This is a genomic window from Priestia sp. YIM B13551, from assembly GCF_042787905.1.
Classification (GTDB): domain Bacteria; phylum Bacillota; class Bacilli; order Bacillales; family Bacillaceae_H; genus Priestia.
Genome location: NZ_JBHZOX010000002.1, coordinates 718,084 through 738,578 on the forward strand (window position 1 = coordinate 718,084; position 20,495 = coordinate 738,578).

Annotated in this window: 24 protein-coding genes and 1 pseudogene; 7 read left to right on the top strand and 18 right to left on the bottom strand. The window is 35.1% G+C overall.

Going from position 1 to position 20,495, the window contains the following annotated elements; genetic code table 11:
- Positions 1-71: 71 nt before the first annotated feature.
- Together ACFX4N_RS13150 and ACFX4N_RS13155 are read right to left on the bottom strand one after the other, a co-directional pair.
- Positions 72-1,274, bottom strand: coding sequence for an iron-containing alcohol dehydrogenase (locus ACFX4N_RS13150; protein WP_057273769.1), 1,203 nt, complete (start codon positions 1,272-1,274; stop codon positions 72-74).
- Positions 1,275-1,624: 350 nt separating this feature from the next.
- Positions 1,625-2,515, bottom strand: coding sequence for a LysR family transcriptional regulator (locus ACFX4N_RS13155; RefSeq protein ID WP_057273770.1), 891 nt, complete (start codon positions 2,513-2,515; stop codon positions 1,625-1,627).
- 535 nt (positions 2,516-3,050) lie between these two features.
- Here ACFX4N_RS13155 and ACFX4N_RS13160 point away from each other — a divergent pair.
- Positions 3,051-3,242, top strand: coding sequence for a hypothetical protein (locus ACFX4N_RS13160; RefSeq protein WP_013058411.1), 192 nt, complete (start codon positions 3,051-3,053; stop codon positions 3,240-3,242).
- A gap of 398 nt (positions 3,243-3,640) precedes the next feature.
- Here the strand turns inward: ACFX4N_RS13160 and ACFX4N_RS13165 are convergent, their stop codons facing one another.
- The 5 genes from ACFX4N_RS13165 to ACFX4N_RS13185 all read right to left on the bottom strand — a co-directional run bounded on the left by ACFX4N_RS13165 (position 3,641) and on the right by ACFX4N_RS13185 (position 6,948).
- The gene (locus tag ACFX4N_RS13165; protein ID WP_013058412.1) at positions 3,641-3,808 is read right to left on the bottom strand and encodes a hypothetical protein; all 168 of its coding nucleotides are present in this window, start codon (positions 3,806-3,808) and stop codon (positions 3,641-3,643) included.
- A gap of 408 nt (positions 3,809-4,216) precedes the next feature.
- Positions 4,217-4,726, bottom strand: coding sequence for a GNAT family N-acetyltransferase (locus ACFX4N_RS13170; RefSeq protein WP_013058413.1), 510 nt, complete (start codon positions 4,724-4,726; stop codon positions 4,217-4,219).
- A 28-nt stretch (positions 4,727-4,754) separates the two neighbouring features.
- Entirely contained in the window at positions 4,755-5,102 is a 348-nt protein-coding gene (locus tag ACFX4N_RS13175) for a hypothetical protein (RefSeq protein ID WP_013058414.1), read from the bottom strand.
- 764 nt (positions 5,103-5,866) lie between these two features.
- On the bottom strand, positions 5,867-6,250 hold the full coding sequence (locus ACFX4N_RS13180; RefSeq protein WP_057273771.1) for a hypothetical protein: 384 nt from the start codon (positions 6,248-6,250) through the stop codon (positions 5,867-5,869).
- Positions 6,251-6,345: 95 nt separating this feature from the next.
- Complete coding sequence (locus ACFX4N_RS13185) at positions 6,346-6,948, bottom strand: type 1 glutamine amidotransferase family protein (protein ID WP_057273772.1); 603 nt, start codon at positions 6,946-6,948, stop codon at positions 6,346-6,348.
- Between the two features lie 226 nt (positions 6,949-7,174).
- Between ACFX4N_RS13185 and ACFX4N_RS13190 the strand changes: the two genes are divergently transcribed.
- Positions 7,175-7,888, top strand: a complete 714-nt coding sequence (locus ACFX4N_RS13190; protein ID WP_057273773.1) for a hypothetical protein — start codon at positions 7,175-7,177, stop codon at positions 7,886-7,888.
- Positions 7,889-7,938: 50 nt separating this feature from the next.
- On the opposite strand, the gene ACFX4N_RS13195 is transcribed toward ACFX4N_RS13190, so the two are convergent.
- Both ACFX4N_RS13195 and ACFX4N_RS13200 read right to left on the bottom strand, forming a co-directional pair.
- Complete coding sequence (locus ACFX4N_RS13195; protein WP_014458831.1) at positions 7,939-8,085, bottom strand: hypothetical protein; 147 nt, start codon at positions 8,083-8,085, stop codon at positions 7,939-7,941.
- Between the two features lie 43 nt (positions 8,086-8,128).
- The gene (locus tag ACFX4N_RS13200; protein ID WP_377261556.1) at positions 8,129-9,049 is read right to left on the bottom strand and encodes a CPBP family intramembrane glutamic endopeptidase; all 921 of its coding nucleotides are present in this window, start codon (positions 9,047-9,049) and stop codon (positions 8,129-8,131) included.
- Between the two features lie 951 nt (positions 9,050-10,000).
- Between ACFX4N_RS13200 and ACFX4N_RS13205 the strand changes: the two genes are divergently transcribed.
- The gene (locus ACFX4N_RS13205) at positions 10,001-10,219 is read left to right on the top strand and encodes a hypothetical protein (protein WP_013058420.1); all 219 of its coding nucleotides are present in this window, start codon (positions 10,001-10,003) and stop codon (positions 10,217-10,219) included.
- Positions 10,220-10,354: 135 nt separating this feature from the next.
- Here ACFX4N_RS13205 and ACFX4N_RS13210 read toward each other — a convergent pair whose 3' ends face one another.
- Positions 10,355-10,888 (bottom strand): SMI1/KNR4 family protein, encoded by a 534-nt coding sequence (locus tag ACFX4N_RS13210; protein ID WP_013058421.1) that lies wholly within the window; start codon positions 10,886-10,888, stop codon positions 10,355-10,357.
- Between the two features lie 19 nt (positions 10,889-10,907).
- A pseudogene (locus ACFX4N_RS13215) lies at positions 10,908-11,173 on the bottom strand (hypothetical protein).
- Between the two features lie 290 nt (positions 11,174-11,463).
- Between ACFX4N_RS13215 and ACFX4N_RS13220 the strand changes: the two are divergent.
- Positions 11,464-12,576 carry a type II asparaginase gene (locus ACFX4N_RS13220; protein ID WP_057273775.1) on the top strand — a complete coding sequence of 371 codons (1,113 nt, stop codon included), beginning with the start codon at positions 11,464-11,466 and terminating at the stop codon, positions 12,574-12,576.
- Positions 12,577-12,728: 152 nt separating this feature from the next.
- Here the strand turns inward: ACFX4N_RS13220 and ACFX4N_RS13225 are convergent, their stop codons facing one another.
- From ACFX4N_RS13225 to ACFX4N_RS13250, 6 genes are all read right to left on the bottom strand, one after another.
- Positions 12,729-13,091: a hypothetical protein gene (locus ACFX4N_RS13225; RefSeq protein WP_257129541.1), complete on the bottom strand. Its 363-nt coding sequence runs from the start codon at positions 13,089-13,091 to the stop codon at positions 12,729-12,731.
- 365 nt (positions 13,092-13,456) lie between these two features.
- Positions 13,457-14,320, bottom strand: coding sequence for a DUF4097 family beta strand repeat-containing protein (locus ACFX4N_RS13230; RefSeq protein ID WP_057273777.1), 864 nt, complete (start codon positions 14,318-14,320; stop codon positions 13,457-13,459).
- Entirely contained in the window at positions 14,310-14,873 is a 564-nt protein-coding gene (locus tag ACFX4N_RS13235) for an HAAS signaling domain-containing protein (protein ID WP_013058427.1), read from the bottom strand. Before ACFX4N_RS13235 ends, ACFX4N_RS13230 begins: the two co-directional genes overlap by 11 nt.
- Positions 14,860-15,189, bottom strand: coding sequence for a PadR family transcriptional regulator (locus ACFX4N_RS13240; RefSeq protein WP_013058428.1), 330 nt, complete (start codon positions 15,187-15,189; stop codon positions 14,860-14,862). Before ACFX4N_RS13240 ends, ACFX4N_RS13235 begins: the two co-directional genes overlap by 14 nt.
- Positions 15,190-15,463: 274 nt before the next feature.
- Positions 15,464-15,619 carry a hypothetical protein gene (locus ACFX4N_RS13245; protein ID WP_013058429.1) on the bottom strand — a complete coding sequence of 52 codons (156 nt, stop codon included), beginning with the start codon at positions 15,617-15,619 and terminating at the stop codon, positions 15,464-15,466.
- A gap of 321 nt (positions 15,620-15,940) precedes the next feature.
- Positions 15,941-16,792 (bottom strand): aldo/keto reductase, encoded by an 852-nt coding sequence (locus tag ACFX4N_RS13250; RefSeq protein WP_192100147.1) that lies wholly within the window; start codon positions 16,790-16,792, stop codon positions 15,941-15,943.
- A gap of 264 nt (positions 16,793-17,056) precedes the next feature.
- On the opposite strand from ACFX4N_RS13250, the gene ACFX4N_RS13255 reads away from it, so the two are divergent.
- Positions 17,057-17,485, top strand: a complete 429-nt coding sequence (locus ACFX4N_RS13255; protein WP_057273779.1) for a MerR family transcriptional regulator — start codon at positions 17,057-17,059, stop codon at positions 17,483-17,485.
- Between the two features lie 166 nt (positions 17,486-17,651).
- Here ACFX4N_RS13255 and ACFX4N_RS13260 read toward each other — a convergent pair whose 3' ends face one another.
- Complete coding sequence (locus ACFX4N_RS13260) at positions 17,652-18,554, bottom strand: LysR family transcriptional regulator (protein ID WP_057273780.1); 903 nt, start codon at positions 18,552-18,554, stop codon at positions 17,652-17,654.
- Positions 18,555-18,732: 178 nt separating this feature from the next.
- On the opposite strand from ACFX4N_RS13260, the gene ACFX4N_RS13265 reads away from it, so the two are divergent.
- Positions 18,733-19,836, top strand: a complete 1,104-nt coding sequence (locus ACFX4N_RS13265) for an alpha/beta hydrolase (protein ID WP_377261561.1) — start codon at positions 18,733-18,735, stop codon at positions 19,834-19,836.
- Between the two features lie 126 nt (positions 19,837-19,962).
- Positions 19,963-20,478 (top strand): cyclophilin-like fold protein, encoded by a 516-nt coding sequence (locus ACFX4N_RS13270; protein WP_057273782.1) that lies wholly within the window; start codon positions 19,963-19,965, stop codon positions 20,476-20,478.
- Positions 20,479-20,495 lie beyond the last annotated feature (17 nt).

The following is a 20,495-nucleotide window of genomic DNA, read 5'->3' on the forward strand; positions in this document are numbered from 1 at the left end:
CTATTTATAAACTGGCCCCCAATCGTTAGAAACAGCCTGATGATTGGGGGCCAGTATTTAATCTTTATCTTTTAATTTAAGTTCTCTACTTCAGAATCCCAATTTTGATCTACACGGTTAAAGTAAGCTTGTTCAAGAATTTGCATGTAATCGCCCTCGGTAATTAAACGGACGTTACTTGATGTTGAGTTATTTTGCATGGCCAACCTTACAATGCTGGGAAAATCTTCTTTCTTTACACCCTCTAAATCTTTCAATTTAGGAATGTTTAATGATTCTGTTAATTCTATAATTCCTTGAATTAATTTTTCAACAGCTATTTCATCTGAATCTGAGTCCTTGGCAAAGCTCATATACCTTGCTAATGTCGCATGTAGTTGCTTGTTCTCCATAGAATTGAACCTTAATACATATGGTAAAAATACTGCATTGGCAACTCCATGCGGGGTATCATAAAGTCCTCCAAGCGCTTCTGCTAAGCAGTGTACCGAGGCAACATCTGCAGATCCAAAACAAAGGCCTGCTAAGAGACTTCCTTCCAGCATATCTTGACGAGCCGCTTCATTTTTACCATCGCGGAAAACGATAGGCAATGCCGAAACAATGGTTCTCATTGCTTGAGCTCCGAGCGCTTGTGAAATAGGATTTGTTACTTTACATGTATAACCTTCAATCGCATGAACGAGTGCATCAATGCCAGTAGCGGCAGTAACAGAAGGCGGAAGACTGAATGTTAGTTCAGGATCAAGAATCGCCAAGACAGGTCTTAACAAACTATGTTTGAGTGTCATCTTTCGGTGTGTAGATGCTTCTGTAATAACAGCAGAACGAGTAACTTCTGATCCCGTACCTGAAGTAGTTGGAATACAAATAACTGGTGCAATGTTTGAATACAGGAGTCGGCCGTCTGCATAGTCAGATGGTTCCCCGCCGTTTGGACCGCACAGTGCAATAGCTTTTCCAGTATCCATTGCACTTCCACCACCAATGGCAACAACTGCATCTGCACCAAAGTCACGAAATAATTTAGCACCTTCCAAGCAATTCTTATCTCGAGGATTTTGTTCAATGGAGTCGAATAACAATACTCGATATCCAGAAGCCTCCAGGGCCGTTATAATTGGTGAAACTAGTCCTGTACGGACCACACCTGGATCACTCACAATTAAAATGGATGAACCAATATTTAGGGATTTTAGCATTTCTGGTAATTCTTGAGCTTTTCCCATCCCTACCTCAATTTGAGTAGAACACAAATAGTTATAGGATTTCATTTATACCCCTCCCATTATCTAAAATCAAATACATATCTTAATTAAATTTTAACCTTCTCTACCTCTACAATTAGTAGATTCAACTGTTAGGCTGCGGGTAACTTATATTTATGGTAGTTTAGACAATACACATACAGAATAGTAATGTAGTAGAGAACATAAATAAACTATATGTATATCCAACAAACTTCTTATCATATATAATACAAGCCCCGCCCCAATCATTACAGATGAATATTTAGATTGTTACTATCTAAAAAACCGATTAGTAATCTCTATAATATGTAATCAATTTATTTATGTAAACCAATCTTGGTGTTCAATAAAAATAGATTCAAATACTAATCCCCTTAATGATCCAGTATTACTTCTCTAGTTACATCTAAAAAAGCACTCAAAGCTGGAGATACCCATTTGTCTTTATGCCAGACCAGCTGAGTTACGATTGGAAACTCTGGACCTTTCCATCTTAATACACTCATACTCCCTTCCTCTATTTCCTTCTCCACTGCTAGCTTAGGTAATGCTGCTATTCCAATTCCAGCCATTACACATTTTTTGATGGCTTCTATATCACCAAGTTCAAGGTCATATAACGGTTGAACGGCTGCATCAACAAGTGACGCTTCAAATATATTTCGATAATCGCATTTCTCAGTAAAAAGCAGCGACTGACTATTCAGGTCCGCGGGTCTTACTTCAGATTTATCGGCTAAAGGATGATTCGGCGGACTTACTATAACAATAGGTTCCGCGACAAGCTGCTCGGCAATCAGCTTATCCGAGTTAATGCGAGTCATAGATATTAAAACAGCATCTATGAGACCTTGAGCAAGTAAATCCTCAAAATCATTTTCAGAAATTCCAGGTCGAAAAATCAGTTTCACTTTAGGAAAACGAGCTTGAAATAGTTTCAGCAAAGCTGGTAAGCGATAGGTGCATTGGGTTTCTGAAGCACATATTGTTAACGTCCCACTAGGCTCTTCATTCCCACCTACAGTCTCCTTTGCCTCTTCGGTTAAATCAAGCACCTTGTCCGTATATAGCTTAAAGCGCTTTCCAGCGTCAGTTAAGATAACTCGCTTCCCTAACCGGTCAAAAAGTTGGACAGCAAGTTCTTCCTCAAGAGATTTAATCTGAGCTGTTACACTTGATTGAGCATAGTGAAGGATTTCAGCTGTTCGAGTAAAGTTTAGTTCTCGAGCAGCAATTTGAAAAATTTTTAACTGTTTGAGTTCCATAGTTTTCTCTCCTAAATCATTTTCACCAATAATAATAATAATATTCTAAATATATCATTTCACTCGTGCTGCTTGTGAGCGTAATGTCTTTCATTACTAACTTCTCAGAGGAACGTTTGCATATCAAGAATGTATGATGCAAAGCTGCTTATTCCGGAAAAAGAACCCTGGACAGTAAACAGAACTGATCCAAGGGTTCTTCTACTTGATTGGTTCCTTTAAAAATGATTATAGTAACTAAGATTGAACGCGATATACAGAGTAAAAACAGAAAAGACCTACCTCTTTTCAGTCAAAAAGGTAGGTTTTTCTGTTTCACGACTTTATCTATTGATACCTTATGGCAGCTTGAGTAGGTTGCTCAAATTATAAAAACATATTCAATTCTGAAAAGCAAAAAACAGGATCCATTTTTCTCTAATCTAAGGTGGTTCCTTCTGATAAACCCTATTACGTTATTCCGATGTAATAGAAGAAGGATTTTTACTTTTTAAGATAGAATAGTTCCTTAAAGAATCATAAAGGAGTTGATTTCATGTCTAAACAAATAAAGGATAGAAAAGAAATAAAACTTTTGGATTCTCAAATTTATTTATGTGATGAAATTAAAAAGTTGTTGAAGAAAAAAGAAAAAAGAAGTCTAGCCTTTGAACAAGAGTATACAGAACATGATATATTACACATTGCTTTAAACAGATTAATGAGTGAATTAATCTCTAGACATTAAAAATTTCACCTATCATGTTTGATATTATTCGAAATAGATAAGTTTAATATAAAAAATAGACAGAATATTTCATCAATATCTTTACTTTGTAAACGCTTTCGTTTATACTAAGTATAGGTTGGATGGCATGAGTGGCTGTCATAGTATTTAGCGTAGGCGGGGCTGATACGAGGGAACAGGACATAGAAGAAATGTCCTTTTTTGTTTGGGCAATATTCCTTAGAAACTAGGAAATATTATAAAATGCTTTCAAACGTTTTTTTACTTAGTATGCCCTATCCAGTCTGGAAATTGAAAAAGACCACCTCTTCCCAGTCAAAAGAGGTAGCTTTTTTTAAAATTGAATTAACAGTAGTCGTTAGATAATGCTTTATTGCATCTTGAGTAAGTTGCTTAATTTAATAAACTGTATTCGTAGACAACATATTCACCGCTTTTTCTAACAGTAAAATATCTTCTTCAACCATTCTTTTCACATCGTCGAGATCAAGTTGAATATATTCTTCTTTTAAACGTTCTAATTCCCTGACAAACAGGGTTCCCGTATAGTACCTATAATTTGTCACTAATATTTATCCCCTTTGTGTGCTCTTAATATATGTAATTCCCCTTTATTTAGATTAACAACCAATTAAAGCAGGATTTATAAAAAAATAAGCCTTCCCTGATGTAGGCAAAGGATTTTTAACTTTATTAGACTAGAGAGAATACGTTATTAGTGTGACCAGATTTGTAGTTTCATATACATACAAAGTTTAAAAATGTTATAATCACTCTAATTCTCTCTTACCTGAGATTCATAGTTTATTTAGTAAATACTAAAGTACTTCGTATATTATTACAGTTTTATCATTTGCACTTACGGGCGGCAAATAAATGATATATGAAATCGTGATTTTTGTACAATACAAGCACTAGCTTTTTTAATTTCATGATAGTCGGTAAGCTTAGCTTTTTATGGTGAAGAAGTAAGCTTACTTGTTCCATTCCGAAGCTAATATACCCATAAAATATGTATCTACGTACTTCCCATCCACATAGGCATGATTTCTTAATTTCCCTTCGGTAACAAAACCGATTTTTTCATACAATGCAATTGCCTGTTCGTTTATTCCTCTTGTAGTTAAATAGATTTTGTTTAAGCGGAGCTGTTTAAACCCTAGATCAATCATTTGCTCCATGGCTATTCGGCCGTACCCGTGACCTCTAGATTCTGAAGATAAAAGAATTCCTATACTAGCTCTTCCATGTGCGTAATCTATATCCTTCAGAAAAACCCATCCAACTAATTCTTTTTCATCGCTTTTAATTCCTAAAATTAAATCGTTGTTCATTCTTTTCTTTTCTACTTCTTGTACTACCTCTTCATAAGTTAAAGGTGTCCTGCCTATCATTCGTATTGCTCGTTCATCGTTTAACCATTTATGTAAGTATTGAATGTGAGTTGTTTCAAATGGCGTAAGGTGTATTTTTTTTGTACTCATTTATTTATCTACTCCTTTTTACGTATATTCAATCTTTATCCTTAATTAGAGTTAATTCATTAGTTTGAGATATTAAATCAATTATCTTATTTCCTTTTTCATAGTAAGTGGAGGCCCCTTCTTGGCTCCTCTCCTTCCACCCTTTTGATTTAATTACTAATTTATATCCTGACGGGATGCCGTTTTCTTCAGAAGCTTTAGACCAATCATAGATATCTACACGTTCTTTTTCTTTTACTAACTTTGCATTTTTAGGGACAGGAAATCCAGAAAATTTAGCGAATGGGATATAGGCAAAGAATGTAACAAAATAGAAAATTACTGCTCCCATTAGTAGAATTCCAGCAATGGTGACCGTCACGATTTTTTTCAACATATTGCCCTTCTTTCAATGACATTTTTAAAACGCGGTAAGTATTATAACCTGTAACAGCATTAAACTTTCTGTTCGAAATAATTATTAGTTTGGCGCCTGTTATTTTAAATTTAAGCACCTTTTTGTACATTCGTCTTATATAGCTGTTTCAACCAGAAATAAAGAATACATTCGCTGATTACAAAGATAAGAAAACTTATAAGCGTAGTTGCTAAAAACTCAAAGATGTTAAGAATAGACATAGCGTGTCCCCACCACCAATATCTAAAATCCGTTCCGAACAAAACGAAATAAATAAAAAGAGAAATTGCCTGAACTTCCCCTACTGATCTATCGGATTTTATAATGAGTATCCTTCCGATAAAGAAACTAATTATAAAAGATAGAATAATAAATACGAAATAAAGAGAACTAGCCAATAAGGCTTCCTGTGGTGAATACATTGTAACCTTCTTTTATATTGATTATTTTACCATTAATTATAATTAAAGGAAGTTATTTTATAAGGGTTTGTATTTTAGGAAATGTGGACATAAAAAAATCCTTTCCTATGTAGGCAAAGGATTCTTTTTTTATTGGAAATACTAAGGTATTTTAGTTATTATTGAAGCTTCAACACTTGCACTTAGTGACGATAAATAGAATGTTTTGGACAAGTTATGTAAATGATGAAAGCAATTATAAAGTGCGTTTGTTGTGTTAATCGTATGGTGAAAAGCAAAGCTAACATAACAAACATTCTAGACACTTATTAGTTTATCGTTCTACTTTGCTTTTAAATCAAATTTATCTTCTTTACCATTCCATTTTATTGTTACATGAAAAGGAGCGCTGCTGCTTTGAGTCGCACATCCGCTGCAGCTCCCATTTAAATTAATTTTTCCTCCTGTCTCGTCATCCGTACCTGATAATTTGCTTGTTTCCCCTTCCACGACATAAGAAACTTTTCCTAATTTCTCTTTGTCTTTTCCTTTATAGATAATACTGCCTTGTCCGTTTTCAGTATTCTCTCCTTTATTTAAAAGATACAAAGCTTTCCACTGATCCCCTTCCCCTTCAAAACGCACGCTTTCTTCCTTACTCCCACAGCTACTCAATACTAATAAAAGAATAGACATGAATCCTAAAAACAACAAATTTCTTTTCAATTTTGAATCCTCCTACACGGTAAAAAAGCAGCCATATATCCTATTGGGTAAATCTTTATTACTATCTGACCTTTTTTTAAGTAATTTAAAGTGAGTTATTTTTCAATATGTTCTCCTGTTATTGGAATAAAACCATTTTTAAATAAAGCGTACCATTCTTCTAGTTCTTTACTCTTTAAAACATTTAATTTATTTAAAATGTCCTTCGAAAATTCTAATGCACCGCTTCCATTAGCTGTAATTAGACAGCCATCACTAACAGATTGTTTTTCTATATAATTTTCATCCCCTCGATAATTAGGTGCTCCTTCTTTCAAATAAGGTAATGAATTACCTGTATGTTTATTCTGATCAAGAAACCCATAGTTCCCTAAAAAGGTCGTTGCATCACAAATCGCTGCAACCGGAATGTTATGTTCAAAACAAAAGCTCACCAGTTTCTTTACCTGATGATTTTTCTCTTCTCTCCATCCCGTTCCCCCAGGCATAATTAACATCGCAAAGTCCAGTTTAAAAGGAAAGTCTTTTAGGCTGTAATCTGGAAGAACGGTCAATCCTCCCATTGAAGTTTTAGGGTGTTTGTCGATTGCCATTGTCTGAACTTGAAATCCTGTTCCCTGTTTATTTAACTCAGCTGTCACATAACTGGCTTCCCAATCAGCAAAACCATCTGTAATAAAGACCATCACTTTTTTCATACATACACCACCCCTAATTCTTGATTAGAAATATAACTAAGTACATGATCAATCACCTATTTTAATTTACCACTTTATATATATAGTGTAAAATAACACCAATATCAAACTATTACGTTTAAAAACATCTATCTATAATTGAACAATGTTTCCATCTAAATCATGGTTTCTCTTCTTCTATTAAAGGGAATTAAACCCTAAAAGTGAACCTTAAAAGGAGACCATCATGGTTACAATTGAATCAATCATAATAGGTATTGTTTTTATCCTCATTCAACTATACGCATTAACGATTGTCGAACGTTCTCCAATCGGAGAGCAAAAGCTGCTCTCATTATCAGGCGGTGTAGCTATTGCCTACGTATTTATTTATATCTTACCGACGCTTCATAAGAAACAAGAAGAGTTTGGAGGATCGCTAGCCCTTGATACTGAACTATATTTTCTTGGTCTTCTCGGCTTACTCGTCTATTTTTCGGTGTATTCATTTGCTCAGACAAAAGCAGCCACACACCTAACGGAACTGACCGTGTACATGGTACAGGCTAGTTTTTTTATGGTTTATTCTTTTATCATTTCTTATGTCGTATTTTCAACCGATGTTAAGCGAGTTGAATCAGTATTCTACGGACTGGCTATCAGCCTTCATTTTATCGGGTGGTCCTATCATTTAGGAAAAAAACATAATCGCTTACACAAAAGCAGAGGCCGCTATATGCTTGCCGGGGCAACTTTTCTTGGGTGCATCATGGGCGTCTTCGGACCCTCATCCGGCTTGCTTATCGAGTCGATGATTGCTTTTAGTTCAGGTGCAATGTTATTTAACGTGATCAGTAAAGAACTCCCTTTTGAAAAACACGCGCACTTGCCAACCTTTTTAATCTCATCTCTTGTCTACGCCGCTACAATGATTTCGTTAAAAGCTTTTTTCAATTGGTAGTTGCGAGGTGTTGGGACAAAATAAAAAGAGCAGCCATAAAGGCTGCTCTTTTAAAGTATGGTTTTTATTACTAGATACACTGCAGCAATCGATGCAAGAACGATAAGTACATTCAAAATGCGATGTTGAGTAGCTAAGTGGCCTCGCTTCATTTCTGCACGAGTCAATGGTTTATTTTCATCGTGATTTCCACTCACTCTGTTACATCTCCTATCCTGTTTAGTTATTGGTTCTGCCAATTTAAGCAATAAGCTGATCTTTGTCAGCTGCTTCTTCCTTTTTTATCTTCCCTCTACATAAGATATAGAAAACACTAAACATAACAATCGACCAAATAAGATTAGCTCCTGGGTCAGTGTTAGCTACCTTAAACAAACTCGGTATAGATCCGAAAACAGAATCGTCCGTTGTAAGGAATAGAGCGAGAAACATGTTGTTGGCTGCGTGTGCGCCAATGGTAATTTCTAAGCTTTTTGTTTTAATCGCGATATATGTAAGAGCAAAACCAGCTACAATATAATCTAGTCCCACCAATATAATGGATTTATTCATTTCAGGATTAGCAAAATGACCTATTGAAAACATTAGTCCAACAATAATAGCAAGTAAAATTGGACGCTTCACTTTCTTACTCACCCATTGAAGAAGAAGCCCTCTAAAAAACAGCTCCTCTGTTGTTGTTTGAATAGGTACTAACAAAAATGTAATAAGTATTAATAGTACATACTCTTTCAGACTTACATGGTTCCATGAATAATCCGAATGGTTAAACACGACATCAATTAATTGTGAAACGATTAGTAACAGGCTAAAAGCTCCAAAAGACCATATTACTTTCTTCCAATTCACACGTTTGTTAGCAGTGATTAATGATTTCATTTTTCGTTTGTGAATAAAACGAATCCCGATCCATAAACCAAAAATCCAGCATATGTACATAATATGAGACAACAGAAAATCAAGATTAGCATTGATTCCTACAGCTACCCCACTATCAAAATCAAAATATGATTTTCCACTTTCATCATCTGCAACCATTATCATTTCAGCAATAATATAAATAATTGATCCTAACAGCATAAACACAGAAGCAAGGATTGTTGTACTTACATAACGCTTCCAGCTATTTTTTCCTTCTTCCACATTTAAATAGTTTTTCATTTTCTTCTTACTCCCTCAGCCTTCTCTTCTCAATTACATAGTTCTTCTCTACTTAGTTGTTGTCTAGGCAATGTAAAAATCTATTAGGACCCGAAGTCCTGCAATCATTTTAACTACCGCCTGCTTTTTACCTTTGAAGATAAGGAAAGAGACTGACAATATGAAGAAATCACAACTCTACCCATTACCTCTTTATATAAAATTTAGCCTCTTAAAAGCCGTTAAAAAACAGCTTCTTCTAAAAGAAGACTCGACACCAAGTCATCGTTAACCTTTATATCTTGCTCATACGTGCCCGCATACACATAATTTTGAAGAAAATACTTGCTACTCAAGAATATATATCCTAGAACAACTAAAATAAATATTTTTTTCAACATCGTCCTCACCTTTTTATCCAAAGTTTTCCCCTCACGGATGCTACCACAACCGCTAAGGGCTTATCTATAAACAGCTTTTCATTTTTTAAAATTAGCTACCATTCTATCTAACATCGCAAAACGTATATAAGTTACAAATATATTACATTATTATTACAAATGTAACAATTACATTATAACTAAGAAAAAGAGGATAATCAATATGAAGTGTTTAGTAACGCAAATAAAATTGCTAGATTAATATAATGCATCTAAATAAATCAAAACATTATGCAAAAGTGCACACGTTTTCTGGCAGGAATATTTAAATATTAAATAAGAGTGTTTTTAACTCTTTTCATCTCATTATGGACTGATCTTATAGTATAATTTTGGATTTTAATTGAATTTTTAGTTTTATATTCTATAATAGTGAAGGTAAACTAAAGAGGCTGGTGAAAAAGGTAGGTTTAATATGGTTGAACAAGTTAGTGGTGTAAAGTACTACTGCCATAGTCAAGAAGTTTAGACCGTAACAAAAAAGCATAGAAAACAACTATGCTATAGCACTTTAGAACAAGGTGGAAATAAAATGATTTTTATACCTATATTATCTTTAATAATTGGTTTGTATCTGTTAGTTTCAGGAATTTTTATAATTATAAGGGATAAAAATATAAAAGGAAAAACTAAAAAAGCTTTAGTTTTTTTAGCAGTAGCATCAGATATAGCAACCGATCCAGTGTCATCTTCAGGATTCCGGATTATGCTTGGTGCTGTTTTATTAATAGCTGGATTCATTTTATTATAAGAAATAAACATTAATAATTCATTGTATTTAAAAAGGTTCCATCCATTTAGAGATAGGAACCCTTTTTATGATCAAATATACAGCCTTGATACTGATTTAGCTTAATCATTATTTACGGCTATAACCATTTTTTAATTATTTTGGATCTAATGGTGGCACACGAAATAGCTGCTTTAAAAAATCATCGAAAGTATCTGCTATTTTAATATACTCCCATTCTGTAGTGTCGTACGTTGAAGTTGAGAAGTTTTCTGCGATATACATAACAGCAGGATTTTGTGATCTATTGCGATAATCCAACACGACCCAATAGTGAAAATCTGTCCATAATACCACAAATTCACCGGTGAGGCTTACTTCTTTTAATAGTTCTTTAGAAGACAAGATGCTTATATCTTCCTTTTCAAAATGTATAGGATCAATATCGCTAATCCTTGCTCTTCCTCCATAAGGAATACTTTCGGTATCTCCATCAGGTAACATAAAGTATGGATAGTTAAGTCCTCCACCATTTCTTATTTTCATTAAATCCAATAATGAACTAGGTAACTTAACACCTAAAATAGCTTCAGCTTGCTTTATGATTTCATCATTTATCGGATAATCTATACGCTTATATTCACTATCGTCGCTCCAAAAACTATCTCCTCGATAAAATTCTTTTTTCAAAACTTCACCTTCTTCCAATTTAAGTATTAAGTAATTGTTTTAATTCCTTTTTTAAGCTTTTATAATGCCAATGAATATGATCAAGTTCTATCTCTATTTCAATTAATTGTTTGATTAGCTTTTCTTGATTTAGTGAAGAACGAAGAGTTTCTCTAATTAATCGATCAATTTTATTACTGCTTTCGTAAATGTCGTTTAAATCAACTGCTAATTCCACATACTCTTTTTTTTTGAATCAAATAAGGAAAACTTCTTTATTAGTTCATCTACAAGGGTCGGCTTCACTTTAACCGCTCCCTTTTAACCCTTATGTATTTTAGATATTTCCATCCTCTATAAAAAATTATTAAAACTGGTTAGAGTAGTTTATTAGAATAGTTCAGTTCCATAAATTTCTTCATTTGTGATATTATTGACTCATTTTACCATACAGCGTGTACCTTTTCTTCTAATTTATTTGTTTGGAGAAAGATATTTCAAATACAGATCTTAATAAAATAGCACCTTGGATATTTTAAATTCAAATTACCCATAATATCGTTACATGTCTTTTGCGTAAAAGGAGCGAAGTAACGATGGAACTGAAAAGAATAGTAGGCCTCACCTTTTTATCAAGCGTTATCTTATTTTCGGGACCTTTATCATTGGTCAATGCATCGGTAAATGATTCTAAAATGACTGTAAAACATTCAGTGAAAGAAGAGCTGCCCAATATAAAAATTTTGGCCACTGGAGGTACGATTGCAGGTTCTTCTGAAAGCAGCACAGACACAACTGGATATGAATCAGGAGCTCTTAACATTAAAACAATTATCAAAGCTGTTCCTCAGTTGAAAAAAATAGCGAATGTAAGCGGAGAACAGGTCGTAAATATCGGAAGTCAAAATATAGATAACAGCATTTTGTTAAAGTTAGCGAAGCGAATTAATACACTATTAGCTTCTAAGGATGTTGATGGAATTGTCGTGACACACGGATCTGATACGATGGAGGAAACGGCTTATTTTCTAAATTTAGTAGTAAAGAGTGACAAACCTGTGGTTGTGGTTGGTTCAATGAGACCAGCTACCGCTATAAGTGCAGATGGACCGCTAAACTTGTATAATGCAGTGAAAATTGCTTCTACAAAAGACGCACGAAATACCGGTGTTTTAGTAGCGCTCAACGATCGAATTAGTGCAGCTCGTTATATAACAAAAACACATACAACGGCAGTAGATACGTTTAAATCCCCTGAACAAGGATATGTAGGAGAAATAGCTGGAGATAAGGTAATATTTTATAACAAACCAACTCGCAAGCATACAACACAATCAGTATTCGATGTATCAAAATTAGATAAGCTTCCTCAAGTAGACATCATATATGGGTATCAAAACGATTCTAGGGACTTTTATGACACAGCCGTAAAAGCTGGGGCAAAAGGAATAGTCGTTGCAGGAGCAGGAAATGGGTTGCTATCGGATGCTGCCCTAACAGGTGCTAGAGATGCGGTAAAAAAAGGCGTAGTTATTGTGAGGTCTAGCCGGGTAGGAAGCGGAGTTGTGACACATGAAGAATCAGATGCTAAAGATACGTTTGTTACATCCGATTCGCTAAATCCACAAAAAGCCCGTATTCTTTTAATGCTTGCCTTAACGAGAACGAAGGATCCTCAAAAGATTCAAGAATATTTTAATGAGTATTAAATCGAAAATATCTTTCATCCTCTGTTTTGACTAATTTTTTAAAAACAATCGTTAACGACAGCTTATAAGAAGGACATAAAGAGGTTGAGACATCACTAACATACTTTTGCCTCACCCTCTTTTAAAAATGAAAGAAACTATCAGCAGGTTCCTTATTCATTTCCCCAGTTCTTGCTTTCCATAATTAAATGATTTGAGGTGCCGTCTAGTACACGCCACACCAAAGTCTTGCCTTCTATATCCTTTAACTCGATAATGCCCTCTAGCTTATTGGTATTCACATGGACACGTCTCTCATCTATTCTTTGCGCACTTTTTAATCTTGTTCCAAATGTTGCAGGACTTTCTTCCGTTAGCTTTACAATGACATTTATCATACGTTTGTCAGAGACATAGTTTTTGCTGTTCTCGTAGTTCTTATCAGCAGGCTTAATAGCCTGTTCTAACCCAGTTTCGTATTGGCGCCAATCAACAATTAAAAAAATCGCAAATACTAAAGACACTGTGAGTAACAAGCCGTACGCAACATATCGTTTCATTTATTTTTGCTCCTTTCTGATAGTGGCTGATAGGTAAAGCGAAGAACATCCCTGTTAAGGAGATAGGTTGTATCAGAAAATAGTATCGTACCACTTTAAAAAATATTCCTTTTTTAAGAAAAAATAAAAGAAGTTATATTTTTTATAGGCCTTCCCTGCTCAAATTGCGTGAACCAAGAGAGATTTGTATACGGCTCGTTTTTAGCTGCCACTATTACTTCGCCATAAACTAAATTAAAAAAGGTTCCACTCATCAACGTTCAATGAGTGAAACCTTTTTGGATTATCTCAGGCTAGCTGTGCCATTGCTTTTTTGTAGGGGAGCTTATGATAACAAACAGTTACTTTATTACTGAAATACTGCCGTTATGAGTGGCTAATTTAATCGTATTCTTTCCTTTTCCAATAACAGCGTCCCTATCATATTTATCCAAGATATCGACTTTTCCATTGTCCACGGAAACATTAAATTGAACGTTACTTGGTTCTTTTTTCGTCGTAATCTTAATCTTTCCATTGTTCGTTTTAAAGTCAATATCTCGATCAAGTTCTTTTGTTTCTAAAGCGATACTTCCGTTATGGGTTTCCCCTTTTAAACTACCTTGCACGTTACTCAGCGTTATTTTTCCATTATTCCCTTTTGCTTGAACCGTTTTTGCTGCAGCATTTTTTATGCTTGTAAGTCCATTGTGTACGCTGGTGTTCAGGTTTTGTGAATCAATGTCCTCTAATTCTACACGTCCATTGTTTGCGCCAATGGAAACATCCGCTGCGCGTAATTTTTTAACAGACACATACCCATTGTTGCTGGAAATCCCCAATGAATTATACTGTTTTTCAGGCAGATAAACGTTGATGGATAGCGGTTTTAATACACTAACAATATCAAAATTGACCCAGCTTCGCTGCTGTTCATTATAAGAGATGAAAAGTGTTGAATTTTTAACGTCAGTAGTGAAGTCTCTTTTTATGTTAGGGGATGTTTCGCCTTTTAATGTTACTTTGATGTTATCGCCTTTGATAGGGTACACATGAACACGGGTATTATCCGTATCGATGTTTACCTTGGATACTTGATTGCTGTTGATCGTTTTTTCTTTTGAAATAGGTTCAGGATCAATCGCACGATAAGTAAGGAGACTTCCTATAATCCCAACAAGGATGAGAATACCTGCAAGAATGGAGAGTTTCTTTTTATTCAGCACGTTTTAAACCGCCTTTCACCAGTGATACATTGTATTTTAGATAACGTACAAAGCCTTTTATAGCTAGCTTCGTTACAACTAACATACCTAACATAATAAAATATCCAATTCCGCAAAATGCTAAAGACATGAATAAATTAAAGAGAAAAAAGCCGCTCGAATGTACAATAGCCTCACCGAGAACTAGAATAGGAGATAGCAAGAAACATAGACCTATGGCCCAAGCTGACAAAATGAAGCCAGCTAATGCGACGGCGGGCCCAAGCACAATCACTACATTAAAAAAAGCTAAACCAATTACGGCCCAAGTGGCTCTCAAAATATTTTGAGTTGTTGCCTTAGCTGTTGCTTGCTCAACGTGATAATCTGCCAGCAATTCTTTGGCTATTTGATTCGGAGAACCTAGCGACGTTACAATTTCTTCTTCTGTTTTTCCTTCTTCTAAGCCAATGGAAAAATGTTCTTCATAATCTTGTAGAATATCTGCACGTTCTTTTGAAGACAATGGTTTTAAGGATTCATTTAATTGCTGTAAAAATTTACTCTTCGACATTGTTCACACCTTCTTTAATTAATTGATTAACACCTCTTGAAAACTCGTTCCATTCATCGATAAGTTCGTATAAATAATCCCTTCCTTTAGCTGTAAGCTGATAATACTTCCTTGAGGGACCTTCTGTAGATTCCTTTAAGTACGTTGTAAAATATTCTTCTTTTGTTAATCGGCGCAGAAGAGGATATACCGACCCTTCTGATATTTCAATTTGATCGGAGATTTTTTGAACTAATTCATATCCATAGCGGTCTTTCTTATCAAGTAACACAAGGACACAAAGTTCTAAAACTCCTTTTTTAAATTGCACGTTCACTGTTATTCACCCTTTTCTTTTCACAGTCAACTACTGTTTATTGTATAGTACTGATTCATAATGATTTCCTAATAATTACAATATATCACCAGCTATTGTTTATTGCAAGGTACTGTTTAATAATTTTTAACCATTTTTACAATCGTAAGGTATTTTTTATAAAGCAAGGTTCAACCTTCTTTTTCTAATTAGCTTATATATGGAATTATTTTTAACGCGGCCAAAAGAAAAAGCAGCCTATAACTATAGACTACATAGCAGCGATCAAGCCAGGCTATTTTTCTTTTGCTTGTTTGATAAATAAAAAGAAAACCGTTATTAAGATAAAATAGTTTAGCGGGTTTTTGAAAACGTCTCCGCCTAAAGCCAATTGTAATAAGATCCATAAAGCGAATATCACTAGTATGGCTGGTATTATAAGTTTGTTCATACATCACTCATCCTTCGTCTAAGAGTAATAAAGCAATCGTGGCTCTCAATATTTTTTTATACTGTAAAATCAAATCCATAAATAGCTTTGAAAGTATACTGATTGAATATTTATAAGAATATCACCTTTAAGATAAAATTTAACAATTGTTACTATAATTGATAGAAATGCCTTAAATACATTTGATTTTTTTGTAATAAATTAAAGAAAAAAGAAACCGTTATTTTACATTTTCAAACAATAAAAAACAGCCAATTTTATGGCTGTTTTAAAGTAGAGTGCTATCAAAAATTTCATTTTCTAGGTGGTGCAAATCTTTCATTATTCATGAATTTTCCATCCATTTAAGGCTTTAGCCGTATCGGCGGTAAAATGATCAATGATTTCACTTTTCCCGCTGTCCATAGCAGTAATGGCTGCCATATCTTCATCACTTAACGTGAAATCCCAGACGTTAAAGTTTTCAGCGATACGTTCTTTACGAACAGATTTTGGAATGGTAACGACACCACGTTGAATATGCCAGCGCAAAATAACTTGTGCCACTGTTTTTCCATATTTCGCTCCAATACCGGAAAGTAATTCATTTTGGAAGATATTATTTTGACCTTCTGCAAATGGTCCCCATGATTGTATTTGCACACCGTATTCTTCCATCACTTTCTTTGCAGCTTTCTGTTGAAAAAAAGGATGATTCTCCACTTGATTTACAGCTGGCACAACTTCATTATTTAAGATTAAATCAACTAAACGATCCGGATAAAAGTTGGATACACCGATAGCACGAATTTTCCCTTCTTTATAAAGTTCCTCCATTGCGCGCCAAGAACCATAATAGTCATTGAATGGTTGGTGAATTAAATACAAATCAAGATAATCAAGCCCTAGCTTTTCCAAAGAAACATTAAAGGCTTTTTTAGCACTTTCATAACCTTGATCTTGAACCCAAAGCTTTGTTGTAATAAAAAGCTCTTCTCTTGGAATGCCACTTTTTTTGATGGCTGCACCAACTGCCTCCTCATTCATATAAGCCGCCGCTGTATCAATTAGACGATACCCTGCTTCAAGCGCGTTGGATACTGCGTGTTCACATTGAGCTGAATCAGGAACTTGAAATACACCGAAGCCTAAGATAGGCATTTCAACACCATTGTTTAAAGTAACTTTTTGCATATAAAATTCCTCCTGTTTTAAAGTTTCGTTAACCTTGCACAAGTATTATCCTAATACCTTCGTGTAACACGAGGTCAAGGCTTTTAAATAAATTAATTTAAGCTATTCGATGAGGAATTAAAGCGTATAAGGTGAAGAAAGTGGTTAAACTATATCTTCAAATTTAAATACGTAAATGATAAAAATCCTATCGCCTTCGTGTTACACGAATGTGATAGGATTTTAAGCAGTGATGAATAAAAAATGTTTATGGGAGTGGCTAAAATGTATACGGTGAAAGATGTGGCCAAGCTGCTTGATATAACGGAACATACGGTTCGTTTCTACACGGATAAAGGATTAGTTCCAAGTGTACAGCGTGATAAAAACAATATTCGCCTTTTTGATCAAGAGTCCATTAATTGGCTGACAGGTGTTAAATATTTAAAACAATGTGGAATGACAGTGGAAGACATTAAAACCTACGTAGATTTGTGTTTAGAAGGTGGAAGTACTATTCATGAGCGCTATGAAATCATTTTAAAGCAAAAAGAGATCGCTCAAGCTCAATTAGAGGAAGCTAAAAGAACTGTAAAATATATGGACGAAAAAGCAAATCATTATCTTGATATTATTAACGGTTTATCGCCAGATGACACTAACCCTGGCGAATGGGACTTAATACATGCTAATAAAACATCCAAAAGATCTTAACATCACCTCTATATCGGCAGTAAAAGGCTTATCTATCATACATACCGTATAGATAAGCCTTTTTACTGTCCTCGGTTTTAAACGTTAACTCTCGTTAAAATCTCTTAGGCGGTTACAAATCATCTGGGAGCTGGTTTAATCTATTCACTTAAGCTCGATGCACCTGTCAGTTTAGAGTTTGTGCAAATTCCTCCTGCAGTTCTTTTAAAAAGGCATCAGCTGCGGCCGAAAGAACATGATGCTTTTTCCACACAATATTTAAACCTGATTCAAGCCTTGGCTGCAACGGCCTGAAACAAAGATTGCTATTAGTAGACGTATTGACTATTTTATCAAGTGTTATTGCATATCCAACGCCTTCTTCAACCATAATGGCCGCATTATATGCAAGATTGTATGTAGTGACGATGTTTAATTTATGAAAATCTTCGCCAAACCAATCCGCAAATTCATTTTTGGAAAACGTCTGTTTCATGGCCTGTCGTGAACAAATCAGTGGAACGTTTAATAAATCTGCAGCTTGAATGCTTTCTTTGAGGGCAAGAGGGCTGTCTTTTCTCATCACAACGCCCCAAACATCTTTGGCAGGCATATTAAGATAATTATATTTTGAAATATCGGCTGGCTGAATTAAAATACCGAAATCAAGCAGCCCCTTGTCAAGCCGTTCCGTTATATCTTCTTCGTTTCCGCTGTAGAGGTGATATCGTATATTGGGATAACGTAGCTGTACATCTTTTGCTACTCGTGCAATGTGTTTCATTGCTTCTGTTTCTCCTCCTCCTATATAGACATCACCACCTATTGTTTCTTCCATGGAACTAAATTCCGCCTCTAATTTATCCACCATATTAACGATTTCTTCTGCCCTGTTTCGCAGAAGCATTCCTTCATCTGTCAAAATGATACTGTGACTGCTGCGAATAAATAGTTTTTTACCTAACTCTTGTTCAAGGTCTTTTAATTGTCTAGACAAAGTTGGCTGTGTCACATGCAAAACATTAGCGGCTTTCGTGATGTTTCCTTCTCTTGCAACCGTAAGAAAATACCGCAAAACTCGAATTTCCATAACCCCCTCCTCCTTTCATAAGCTTTAGTATATACACTCCAGAAATGCTTATCAAACATATCATGATATAAGATATAAGTATTTTTTATATTCGAAAGAAGCCGTTAGAATAAATAACAAAGAAGTTTATATCACAAAAGCAACACCTTTACTTATTCAAAGTGGAAAGGAGCTTAAAATGAAAAAAAAATCTATGATTACACGTGTATGTAAAGTGATTGCCCTGTGCTTGCTTGTATCCACGACCATTGTTGCATCAAAAACTGACGTTAGCGCTGCATCGAAGACCGACGCTGCATACAAACCAGACATGTCCAATGGAGCAGATAATTTTTACAAAAGCAAGAAGGTAACAAAGAAAAAGGTTTCGTTTGAAAATCAATACAATATGAAAGTTGCAGGGAATCTTTTCATTCCAAAAGGTCTTAATAAAAAAACGAAGCACCCAGCAATCATCGTCGGGCATCCTATGGGTGCTGTGAAAGAACAAAGTGCAAATTTATACGCACAAAAGATGGCTGAAAAAGGTTTCGTTACGCTGTCATTAGATTTATCTTTTTGGGGAGAAAGTGAAGGCCAGCCTCGCAACGCTGTCTCACCAGATATCTATGCAGAAGATTTCAGTGCTGCAGTGGATTTCATAGGCACTCGAAAATTTGTTGATAAAGGCAGAATCGGTATTCTTGGTATTTGTGGCAGCGGGAGCTTTGCCATTAGCGCAGCCAAGCTCGACCCGCGCATGAAAGCCATTGCGACAGTCAGTATGTATGACATGGGGGCTGCTAGCCGCAACGGGCTTAAACACTCTCAGACTGTCGAACAGAGAAAGAAGATTCTTGAAGAGGCAGCAGAGCAGCGCTATGTGGAATTTAAAGGCGGTAAAACTAAGTACACCGGCGGAACGGTACACGAATTAAATGAAAACTCTACGGACGTTGAACGTGAGTTTTATGATTTTTATCGTACTCCAAGAGGTGAATACACACCTAAAGGTTCGTCGCCAAAGCTGACGACTCACCCGAGGCTTACCAGCAACGTTAAATTCCTGAATTTTTATCCGTTTGAAGACATAGAGACGATTTCTCCTCGTCCAATGTTGTTCATTACCGGTGAAAACGCTCACTCTAGAGAGTTCAGCGAAGACGCCTACAAGCTAGCAGCTCAACCAAAAGAACTCTATATTGTTCCAGGCGCCGGGCATGTGGACTTGTATGATCGAGTGAATTTAATTCCTTTTGACAAGCTTGAATCCTTCTTCAAAGAAAATTTGAAGAAACAATAAGGCTCGTAAAGAGCATGACATCTTAATCGTAATTTGTATGAATTCCGGCCTATATTGTCGGAATTCATACGTTTTCGCCAATAGAATTTGAAAATTTAAAGGTAAAAATAGAAGGAGTCTAACAAGATGAAAAAGCTGTTGTGCCTAGCTTCTATCTTAGTAACAAGCGTTGTCCTTGCCGCTTGTGGCAACAATAATTCATCTGCAACCGACAGAAATCATAATGCAAATGACAACTTAAACCGGGAACCAGAACAATCAAAAGAAGATAGTATTTCAAATGCAAGAATAAAATTAACATTTGACAACAAAGAAGTAGTAGTAAGGATGTACAATAACCCAATAAGTAAGGATTTTCTAGCTCGATTACCTTTAACAGTAACTTTTGAAGATTATATAGGTAAAGAGAAAATTAGTATTTTACAAAAAAAATTATCTATAGATGATGTACAAGCCGGAAATCAATCAAAAAAAGGAGACTTTGCTTATTACGCTCCTTGGGGAAATTTAGCTATTTTTTATAAAGATTTTGAGGATTCTACAAACGACCTTATGATACTAGGTCAAATTGAATCAGGAAAGGAAAATTTTGAAAATGTTGATGGTGCTTTTACAGTTAGAATTGAAAAAGTGACTAAGTGAAAACATTACAATACACC